The 8,145-nt window shown below is 68.7% G+C and carries 4 protein-coding genes; 2 read left to right on the top strand and 2 right to left on the bottom strand.

From position 1 onward, the window contains the following. On the bottom strand, positions 1–2,358 hold a 2,358-nt coding region (locus HMPREF3086_RS07730), incomplete at its 3' end, for a (Fe-S)-binding protein (protein WP_083324348.1). Between the two features lie 196 nt (positions 2,359–2,554). Continuing rightward, entirely contained in the window at positions 2,555–4,195 is a 1,641-nt protein-coding gene (locus HMPREF3086_RS19810) for a S1 family peptidase (RefSeq protein WP_061914642.1), read from the bottom strand. A 240-nt stretch (positions 4,196–4,435) separates the two neighbouring features. On the opposite strand from HMPREF3086_RS19810, the gene gdhA reads away from it, so the two are divergent. After that, the gene (gdhA, locus tag HMPREF3086_RS07720) at positions 4,436–5,782 is read left to right on the top strand and encodes an NADP-specific glutamate dehydrogenase (RefSeq protein WP_061914645.1); all 1,347 of its coding nucleotides are present in this window, start codon (positions 4,436–4,438) and stop codon (positions 5,780–5,782) included. Between the two features lie 373 nt (positions 5,783–6,155). After that, on the top strand, positions 6,156–8,021 hold the full coding sequence (gene dnaK / locus HMPREF3086_RS07715; protein ID WP_061228966.1) for a molecular chaperone DnaK: 1,866 nt from the start codon (positions 6,156–6,158) through the stop codon (positions 8,019–8,021). The last annotated feature ends 124 nt before the right edge of the window (positions 8,022–8,145 follow it).

Raw genomic sequence — 8,145 nt, 5'->3', positions numbered from 1 at the left:
GGCAGCCGACGCCCGCTCGGCCTCCGCGGCGTCGCGCTCGGCCTGCTGCTCCGCGGTCGTCTTCTCCCGCTTGGGCTGCTCGAGCCACTGGGGCTCGCGGGGATCGGGCAGTCCGCCGTCACGGGAGATGGACTCCAGCAGCAGCTGGGAGACGTCCACGACCTCGACCTGACCCTCGAGCTCGGTGCCGTCGGTCTGGGCGGTGGCCCCGTCGGAGAGCATCACGCGGCAGAACGGGCAGCCGGTGGCGATCTTGGAGGGCGAGGTCGACAGCGCCTCGTCGACACGGTCGATGTTGATGCGCTTGCCGACCGTCTCCTCCATCCACATGCGCGCGCCACCGGCGCCACAGCACATGGACCGCTGGCCGTGCCGCGGCATCTCCTTGAGGGTCACGCCCGAGCCGTCCATGAGCTCACGCGGGGCCTCGTACACCTGGTTGTGGCGGCCGAGGTAGCACGGGTCGTGGTAGGTCACGTTGCCGTCGATCGGCGCGACCGGGATGAGGCGCTTCTCCCGCACGAGGCGGTTGAGCAGTTGGGTGTGGTGGACCACCTGGTACTCGCCGCCGAGCGGTCCGTACTCGTTCTTCAGCGTGTTGAGGCAGTGCGCACAGGTCACGACGACCTTGCGGTGCGAGGTGGGCACGCCGTCGAACGCGTTGTTCAGCGTCTCGATGTTCTGCTCGGCGAGCATCTGGAACAGGAACTCGTTGCCCGCGCGGCGGGCCGAGTCACCGTTACAGGTCTCGCCCTGACCGAGCACCGCGAACTTCACACCGGCGGTGTGCAGCAGGGTGGCGACGGCCTGCGTGGTCTTCTTGGCGCGGTCCTCGAAGGCGCCGGCGCAGCCGACCCAGAACAGGTACTCGGTGTCGCCGAAGTCCTCGACGTCCTTGCCGATAACCGGGATGTCGAAGTCGAGGGCGTTCATCCACTCGTCACGACCCGAGTTGTTCTGGCCCCAGGGGTTGCCCTTGTTCTCGAGGTTCTTGAACAGGCCGGCGAGCTCGGTCGGGAACTCCGACTCGATGAGCACCTGGTAGCGGCGCATGTCGATGAAGTGGTCGACGTGCTCGATGTCGACCGGGCACTGCTCGACGCAGGCGCCACAGGTGGTGCAGGACCACAGGGCCTCGGGGTCGATGATGCCTGCGGCCGTCGGGTCCTCGGAGACGTCGGCGGTGGTGTGGCCGACCAGGGGACGCTGGGCCTCGAGGCGGGCGGCCTCGGGGATCTTGGCCAGCTTGGCCTCGTCCGGGTTGCCGTCGGCGTCGACCAGGCCGGTCTCCTCGCCCATGGTGGTCTGACCACCGGCGAGCAGGTAGGGGGCTTTCGCCGTCGCGTGGTCGCGCAGCGACATGATCATGAGCTTCGGGCTCAGGGGCTTACCGGTGTTCCACGCGGGGCACTGTTCCTGGCAGCGACCACACTCGGTGCAGGTGGTGAAGTCCAGCCAGCCCTTCCACGAGAAGTCCTCGATCGCACCGGCGCCCAGCTTGGGCTCGAAGTCCTCGTCCTCTTCGGTGAGCTCCTCGACCTTCTCCATGGTCAGCGGGACGCCGTCCATGGTCATGGGCTTGAGGGCACCCAGCGCGGTGCGGCCGTCGGCCTCGCGCTTGAAGTAGATGTTGAAGAAGGCGGAGAAACGGTGCCAGGCGACGCCCCACGTGATGTTGCGGCCCACGACGTAGAGCCAGATCATGCCGGTGAGCAGCTTGACCAGCGCGAAGATCGAGACCATCAGCTCGTTCGCGGGCAGGATCGTCGAGAGCGGGCCGGAGACCCAGTCGGTGGCCCAGTGGAAGTCCTGGCCGTCGGCGCGGTAGAGCGCGAGCTTGCCGGCCTTGACGAAGATCATGCCCAGGCCCTCGAGGAGCACGACGGTCTCGACGAAGTAGGCGGCCTTGCGGTCGGAACCGACGAAGCGGTTGAGACCACGGCGCTGGTTGACCTGGCGGATGATGATGAGTGCGGTGATGCCGATGACGGTGCCCAGTCCCAGGATCTCGTCGATGACGTGATACCAGGACTGCTCGGACAGCCAGGGCCAGCCACCGCGGGGGTTGAACGTCTGGATGTAGGCCTCGAACCAGACGATCGCGCCCAGCATGAAGCCGACCATGACGAACCAGTGGAAGAAGCCCACCGAGCGCTTGCGCGCCATCCGGGTGTGGGCGCCCACCTCGACGAGGACGTTCTTGAGCCGGGGCAGGATCGGCCGGAAGCGGTCGAATCCGTCCTTCTGTCCCAGGAAGAGGCCGCGCACCATGCGGGTGACGCCGCCGATGAACGAGGCCCAGCAGAACAGACTGAGCAGGACGCCGATCGTCCCGAGTGTGATGGTCACGCCTGACATGGTTCGCGGCCTTTCGTCGCACTTCTCGACGCACGAGCACTCATAGACCCTGTGGGCGCCCGTCGACTGTGTCGAGGTCAAAGGTAAGCCACACGGGCCCCGTTCGCCGAGTTGAGGCTGCCCTAACCGGAGCAGACTCCACTCGGGACGGGGCCCGCGTGGTTCGTATAGATGGTCAGCTGGTGCACACAGGTGGTCAGCGGGTGCGCAGCGTCAACCCGGGGTGTGCGGCCAGGACGTCGTCGATCGGGACCGCCGACAGCCGCGGGGTGACCCCGGCGGCGCGGGCGACGGTGTCCGCGTTGGCGCACGTGCCGGTGTCGGCGACGTTGGACGCGCTCGAGATGCCCAGGGCGCGGTCGCCGGAGAAGACGACTCCGCCGCTGTCCCCGGGGAGGGCACACAGGTCGACGGTGAAGGCGCCTTCGATGGTGCGGGTGCCGGCGACGTCGATCTGAGCCCCGACCTGGGAGATGGTGCCGCAGGAGAAGCCGGTGCGGAACCCGGTCTTACAGGCCTTCTGCCCCACGACAGGCGCCGCCGTGCCGACGATCGCCTGCGTGCTGCCGTCGCCGGTGCCGACGAGGTTGGTGCGGAACCGGTCCGCGGCGTCCTCGTCGACCGCGATCAGCGCGGTGTCGACGCCCTCGCGCTGCGTACCGGTCATCGTGCCGAACTCCTCGCCGTCGGCCAGGGCCGCGCGGGTGCCGTCGGCGCCGGCGCAGTGGGCGGCGGTGACGACGACGGGCTTGCCGTCGAGCTCCCCGTTGAAACCGGTGGAGCACTCGAGGACGCCGTCCGGGACGCGCACCTGGTATGCGGTACCGCCCACGACCGGACCCGCGGGGGCGGGCACGGACTGGATGGCGCGGCGTCGGTCCTCCGGCACCGGGGTGGCCTGGGCGGGCACGGTCTCGTTCATGCCGTCGATGATCGAGCCGGTTCCGGGGGTCAGTCCGGCGAGGAGGTCGACGACCGTGCGGAGCGGACCCTCGGGGATGAGGCCGGCCTCGTTGAGGAGGCCGAGGCTGCCGAGCGATCCCGATCCGCCGGCCCCGCTGCCCGGCGCCGACTGGGCGTCGAGCCGCTCGCCGGTGGCGGCGCCCGTGCGGGTGGTGGCCGGCTCGAGTCCGTCGACGGTGGGCGTCCCCTCGGACTGCCCGCCGCCCTCGCTGCCGAACGGCGCGGTGTCCCAGCGGGGGTCGGGCGCCTCGATCATGTCGATCTCGGCGAGATCGCGGAGCCGGGCGTCGAGGTTGCCCAGCTCGGCCGCCTCGCCGCCACGAGTGGTGACGACGACGGCGTTGCGGGCGGGGTCGACGCGTATGGCGGTGACGAGCTCCTGCAGGTTCTCGGGCATGCCCTCGACGACCTTGCGCACCTGTCGTTCGCGCGCATCGAGCTCTGCTGTGGTGAGCGCCACGTCCTGCACGGTGAACCCGGCCTCTGTGGCCTCGGACCGGAGACGGTCACCTGCCGGACCGGCGACGACGCCGACCAGGCCGGTGCCCTCGTCGTCCAGCCACACGCCGCCGAACGCGTCGCGGAACTGCTGCTCCCAGTGGGGCCGGGCCTCGGCGAGGCGCTCGCCGATGCCGGCCTGGGCCAGGAACTGCTCAGGGGTGAGACCCAGGTCGCGCCGCAGCGCCTCGACGAGCGAGGTCAGCTGCGGTGCGAGGGCGTCGGCCAGGACGGGGAGCGCCTGTGCCGCGGTTGGCTGTGCGGCAGCGGGAGCGGGTGCGGGGGGCGTGGCGGAGGGTTCCGCGCCGGCGGGCGACGCGGTGACCACCAGCGCCGCGGCTGCGGCGACGGCGGCGAGTGTCGAGGTGATGCGCATGATGGCCTTCCGTGATGCACAGATGGACGACCGCTGGTCGACCGATCGCTGCTCGGGATGATGCCGGTGAGATTACGGGTCTGTGATTAGTGAGTCCAGTGTGACACGTGTGATTAGTGAGAATCGCCTGGCGGTTTTCGGAAGGGGAGGGGAGTCGGAGGATCGCGGACCCTGCCGCTAGGCTGCCTCTTCGGCAACGACGCATGCGTCATCACCAAAGACTTATCGACCGGAGGTTCCATGTCCGACGCTGACGCCGCACTACATGACGCGCTGGAGACCGTGGTGCGACGTAATCCCGGACAGCACCTCTTCCGGCAGGCTGTCCACGAGGTGCTGGAGTCGCTCGCGCCCGTGGTCAAGCAGCACCCCGAGTACGTAGAGGGCGGGATCCTCAAGCGGATCATCGAGCCGGAGCGCGTGATCGCCTTCCGTGTCCCGTGGGTCGATGACAACGGGGTCGTCCAGGTCAACCGCGGTTTCCGTGTGCAGTTCAGCTCCGACCTCGGCCCGTACAAGGGCGGCCTGCGTTTCCACAGGTCCGTGGACGAGGACACCCTGAAGTTCCTCGGCTTCGAGCAGGTCTTCAAGAACGCCCTCACCGGCCTCGGCCTGGGCGGCGGCAAGGGTGGCTCCGACTTCGACCCGCACGACAAGAGCGACGCCGAGGTCATGCGCTTCTGTCAGTCGTTCATGGCCGAGCTCGCGCATCACATCGGCGCGGACCTCGACGTTCCCGCGGGCGACATCGGCGTCGGCGGCCGCGAGATCGGTTACCTGTACGGGCAGTACCGCAGGATCACCGGTCGCAACGAGGCGGGCGTTCTCACCGGCAAGGGTGTCGGGTACGGCGGGTCGTGGGCCCGCACCGAGGCGACCGGCTACGGGCTCGTCTACTTCGTGCGCGAGATGCTCCGCGACACCGAGTACAGCCTCGAGGGCTCGCGCGTGGTGGTCTCCGGTTCCGGCAACGTCGCGATCTATGCCGCCAAGAAGGCCGCCCAGCTCGGCGCGACCGTCGTGGCCTGCTCGGACAGCCAGGGCTACATCCTCGACGAGGACGGGCTGGACCTGGACCTGCTCTCCGACATCAAGGACGTGCGTCGCGCACGCCTCACGGCGTACGCCGAGGAGCGCGGCAACTGCACATACGTCGAGGGGCGGACGGTGTGGGAGGTCGAGTGCGACATCGCACTGCCCTGTGCCACCCAGAACGAGCTCGACGGCGACGCGGCCCGACTGCTGGCCGACAACGGGTGCCGGGTGATCGCGGAGGGTGCCAACATGCCGTGCACCGAGGAGGCCGTGGAGGTCATCCACGAGCGGGGCATCCTGTTCGGGCCCGCCAAGGCCGCCAACGCGGGCGGTGTGGCCACCAGCGGTCTCGAGATGCGGCAGAACGCCGGGCGTCTGCAGTGGGATTTCGAGCGCGTGGACTCCGAGCTCGACCGGATCATGACCACCATCCACGCCACCGCGGCCGCGACCGCCGAGGAGTACGGCGCCCCGGGTGACCTCGTCGCCGGCGCCAACATCGCCGCGTTCCGCAAGGTTGCCGACGCCATGCTCGCCCAGGGCGTGATCTAGACCGGGGAGTGCGCCGGCGCAGGGGGCGATCGCCCGGTGCCGGCGGACGGTGCACCTCGTCGTCGTCGCTTCTTCTCTTCTCTTTTTCTTCTCTCCATGACCCGAGCGTTCCGGACGCCTCCGCCCACCGCGGGGTGCCGGGACGCTCTCGTCGTTGAGTCCGACCGACTCATCTTTTACTGTGAGTAGACTCACTCCGGGAATGGAACCCGCAGACCGCCGGTTGTACGGGGCGACAAACCTCAGCGCACCAGACTCAAGTCGGGTTGACTCCGCCGGTGGCCGGAAGGCAGGCTGGAGTCGGACGGCTCGGCCCTTGAGTCGGGTCCACTAAAGACGAGTTCACACTCGCGAAGCAGAGAAGGAGATCACCATGGGACGTGCAGTCGGTATCGACCTCGGCACCACCAACTCGTGCGTCGCCGTCCTCGAGGGCGGCGAGGCCAACGTCATCGCCAACGCCGAGGGGTCGCGCACGACCCCCTCGGTGGTCGCGTTCGCCAAGAACGGCGAGGTCCTCGTGGGTCAGCCCGCGAAGAACCAGGCCGTCACCAACGTCGACCGCACCATCCGCTCGGTCAAGCGCCACATCGGCACCGAGTGGAAGTCCAGCGACATCGACGGCAAGAACTACACCCCGCAGGAGATCAGCGCCCGCATTCTTCAGAAGCTCAAGCGGGACGCCGAGTCCTACCTCGGTGAGGACGTCACCGACGCCGTCATCACCGTGCCGGCCTACTTCAACGACGCCCAGCGTCAGGCCACCAAGGACGCCGGCCAGATCGCCGGTCTCAACGTCCTGCGCATCGTCAACGAGCCCACCGCGGCCGCCCTGGCCTACGGCCTCGACAAGGGTGACAAGGAGCAGACCATCCTGGTCTTCGACCTCGGTGGCGGTACCTTCGACGTCTCCCTGCTCGACATCGGCGACGGCGTCGTCGAGGTCCGCGCGACCTCCGGCGACAACCACCTCGGTGGCGACGACTGGGACCAGCGGATCGTCGACTGGCTGGTCGACAAGTTCAAGGCGCAGAACGGCATCGACCTGACCAAGGACAAGATGGCGCTCCAGCGTCTGCGTGAGGCCGCCGAGAAGGCCAAGATCGAACTGTCCTCGAGCCAGTCCACCTCGATCAACCTGCCGTACATCACTGTGGACGCGGACAAGAACCCGCTGTTCCTCGACGAGACTCTCTCGCGCGCCGAGTTCCAGCGCATCACGCAGGACCTGCTCGACCGCTGCCGCCAGCCGTTCCAGGCCGTCATCAAGGACGCCGGCATCTCGGTCTCGCAGATAGACCACGTCGTGCTCGTCGGCGGCTCGACCCGTATGCCGGCCGTGTCCGACCTGGTCAAGGAGCTCACCGGCGGCAAGGAGCCCAACAAGGGTGTCAACCCGGACGAGGTCGTCGCCGTGGGCGCCGCCCTCCAGGCCGGCGTGCTCCGCGGTGAGGTCAAGGACGTGCTCCTGCTCGACGTGACCCCGCTGTCGCTGGGCATCGAGACCAAGGGTGGCGTCATGACCAAGCTCATCGAGCGCAACACCACCATCCCGACCAAGCGGTCCGAGACCTTCACCACGGCCGACGACAACCAGCCGTCCGTGCAGATCCAGGTCTTCCAGGGTGAGCGCGAGATGGCCGCGCAGAACAAGCTGCTCGGCTCCTTCGAGCTCGCCGGCATCGCCCCGGCGCCGCGCGGCGTGCCGCAGATCGAGGTCACCTTCGACATCGACGCCAACGGCATCGTCCACGTCACCGCGAAGGACAAGGGCACCGGCAAGGAGAACACGATCATCATCCAGGAGGGCTCCGGCCTCTCCAAGGAGGAGATCGACCAGATGATCAAGGACGCCGAGGAGCACGCCGCCGAGGACGCCAAGCGTCGCGAGGAGGCGGACGCCCGCAACCAGGCGGAGTCCACGATCTACCAGACGGAGAAGTTCGTCTCGGAGAACGAGGACAAGATCCCGGCTGACAAGAAGGAGTCCCTCCAGGCCGCGATCGCCGACGCCAAGACCGCGCTCGAGGGCTCGGACGTCGACGCGATCAAGTCCGCGGTGGAGAAGGTCAACACCGAGGCCCAGGCCGTCGGACAGGCGATCTACGAGGCCTCCGCGGCCGAGGGTGCAGAGGCCGGCGACGCCACGACCGGTGACGCGGCCGACGACGACGTCGTCGACGCCGAGGTGGTCGACGAGGACGGGCCCGCCGGGCCGAATGCGGGTGAGTCCAAGTGACCCGCCCCGACAAGAGCGACGCCGCCGAGACCGCCGCGTGGGCCGGCGCTGACGACGAGGCGCAGCGCGCCGCGGAGACCGTGGAGGCCGAGGTCGTCGACGAGGGCGCCGCTCCCGCCGACGG

This window comes from Dietzia sp. HMSC21D01, assembly GCF_001815995.1.
Lineage (GTDB): Bacteria > Actinomycetota > Actinomycetes > Mycobacteriales > Mycobacteriaceae > Dietzia > Dietzia cinnamea.
The sequence above is the reverse complement of the archived record's forward strand: the minus strand, read 5'-3'. Positions and strand labels throughout refer to the sequence as shown.

Coding starts and splice junctions, on each gene's coding strand:
- HMPREF3086_RS19810 (WP_061914642.1), bottom strand. CDS start 4,195: ATGCGCATCACCTCGACACTCGCCGCCGTCGCCGCAGCCGCGGCGCTG.
- gdhA (WP_061914645.1), top strand. CDS start 4,436: ATGTCCGACGCTGACGCCGCACTACATGACGCGCTGGAGACCGTGGTG.
- dnaK (WP_061228966.1), top strand. CDS start 6,156: ATGGGACGTGCAGTCGGTATCGACCTCGGCACCACCAACTCGTGCGTC.